This is a genomic window from Bacteroidota bacterium (assembly GCA_039111535.1).
Lineage (GTDB): Bacteria > Bacteroidota > Rhodothermia > Rhodothermales > JAHQVL01 > JBCCIM01.
Genome location: JBCCIM010000346.1, coordinates 1 through 2,349, shown reverse-complemented (window position 1 = coordinate 2,349; position 2,349 = coordinate 1). Strand labels below are relative to the sequence as shown.

Annotated in this window: 2 protein-coding genes; one reads left to right on the top strand and one right to left on the bottom strand. The window is 51.3% G+C overall.

All coding sequences use genetic code 11. The features are described 5' to 3' along the window. The coding region (locus AAF564_26680; GenBank protein MEM8489158.1) for an HDOD domain-containing protein at positions 1 to 944 on the top strand (944 nt) is incomplete at its 5' end. Between the two features lie 33 nt (positions 945 to 977). Here AAF564_26680 and AAF564_26675 read toward each other — a convergent pair. Further along, on the bottom strand, positions 978 to 2,349 hold a 1,372-nt coding region (locus AAF564_26675), incomplete at its 5' end, for a TonB-dependent receptor (protein ID MEM8489157.1).

Sequence of the window (2,349 nt, the reverse complement as noted above, 5' to 3'; positions counted from 1 at the left end):
CAATTCTGAAGGCCTTCATGGAAATCGACCAGCAACCGCGACTTTTCTTCGATTTTGACCTCCAGTTCCCACCGCTGTCACGTACAGTTGCTGAGATATCGGACCTATTGAATGCCAGTGGCATGCCCGATACGGACCGATTGATCAACATTGTCCATATGGACCCCCTCGTTGTCGCCTCTGTACTAAAACGGATCAATTCGGCGTTTTACGGGATGCGGCAGCATTTTCAGGACATCCGTAAAGCTATCCTGATGATTGGCTTTATCGAGGTGTGTAACATCGTGCTGGCCTCCGGCTACATCGGGCTCAAGAAAAACTTTAACTCGCGCACGCAGACCGAAATGATCGATCGCATCATGCGGGTAAGCGTTGGCGCTGGATATTACACCAATCTGATTAGTCAGCACTTGAGGCTGCCCGACAAAGCATCAGCGTTCACTGCCGGCCTGTTACACAACATTGGTCGTTTTGTACTGATGTACAACCTGCCCGATGCCTACGAGCAGCTGTTTCGCGAAAACAACGAACTGTACATCCCCTCTGCTGCTGATGAAACGAGCATGCTGGGCATCGATCATTCTTCCATTGGCGCATTGGCCGGACAATACTGGAATTTCCCAGAGTTAGTAACAACCCTGATTGAATCGTACCAAAAACCAGGTGAGATTACGCAGCCAGACCACCGCACAATTGCGCTTGTCCTCTCAGCAAGTTCAGCAATTGCCATGCAGCTTTGTACAGCCACAGATGCACGCAAATATGCCCAGCAAGCTGCAGCTGAAAACGAAGAAGTGGAGTTTGCTCCCATCGAAGTTGCCATGCCGGCTTCTTTTATGCACCTGGCAGAAGGTGACCAGGAAAAGCTGGAAGCTCTTGATCAGCTCGTCAACTCAAATGTTGAAGAAGCACTGTCGTACATAGAAATGATGATGACCGTGTGAATCACCGAGCGGACGAGGCAGCACCTGAATGGTCTAGAATGACACATTGACGCCGGCACTCAAAAAGCGTCCAGCACCCGGCAGGCCCAATTGCGGCAGTGTTTCGGTATCAAAGACATTATCTACGCGCAAAAACACCTCATTGTACACGCTACCATTGCGCAGCGAAAACAGATATGCTGCTTTAAGATCCATCACCAGCGACTTCACCAGCGGCACAAGCTCATTGTCATCGTTGCGACCATAAGCACGCCCGGTATAGGTGCCTTCAGTAGACAGTGTCAAACCGGAGCGACTTGTGTGCCTAACACCGAGGCTTCCCAGTATTGCCGGCTTCTCGGTCAGGAAAACGGTATCATCCCCCTCAATGCCACGCGGTTTCATTACAGTGAGGTGTCCATTCAAGGTAATTGCCTGTACAGGTCGGGCACTGCCCACCAGCTCCACACCAAAAACCCTGCTTCCATCGAGGTTAATGCGCCGGCGCAAAGAAACATCATCAACCGTAACACGCTCTTGGTCGATCGTATCAAAGGTGCGCTGGTAAAATCCAATAATTTCACCGCTCAAGAAGGCGCCATTGGTTATCAGGGCAACCTCAGATACAAAGGAAGATTCAGGCTTCAAATCCGGGTTGAGCAAAAAGCGGTTGAGTGCTACGCCAAAGAGTTCTCGCATCGTTGGAAATCGCACCTTGCGCCCTAACGAGGCACGAAACAGCCACGTCGGGGCAAGCTGGTATTGCATGCCGCCCGACGCACCAAATGCCGTCTGCGCATCCCTGGAGGGCTTGTCACCCGTTTGAGGGGTGGCAATGCCGTCGAGACTCCCGCCTACTGTTAAGCGCAAAATATCTGATACAGGCACCCCATACTCCCCACCAACGCTAAACACAAACTGCTCGTATTCCTGAGCTGCCACCGAAGAAGCAGCCGGCAGACTCCCATCTTCCTGGGTTTCGAGCGTTTTCTCGAGATGAACAGACTGCAAACCATTGAAAGCAAGGCTTAAGAGCCCTTTACCTACTTCCTGATTAAACGTAATGCGGCTCCCCAGCGTGTTGTCTTCATCTTGTTGCTGGTCTTCGAGCAATTCGTAATTGCCCGAGGTATATGCATTGATGTGCTGCCTGAACCAGCTCCCCCACACTGCGCCGCGGACAATTGACGTCGCTCCCAGCGGTACACTTGCATTCATGACAACGGTTGAGTTCGCAAATTCAGGGAATCGCCAAAACCGAACGCTTGATTCATCTGGATCAACGTGGCCTTCTGGCGCAATGCCATAGTCCCCATCAATCAACATGTAAGAGAGTCCGATTTCGGCCCCCCCATTCAGCTTGTAACTTCCCTGAACAAAAGCATTAAGCAACGCCCTGTCTGTATTGGCGCGCAATGAATTGCTT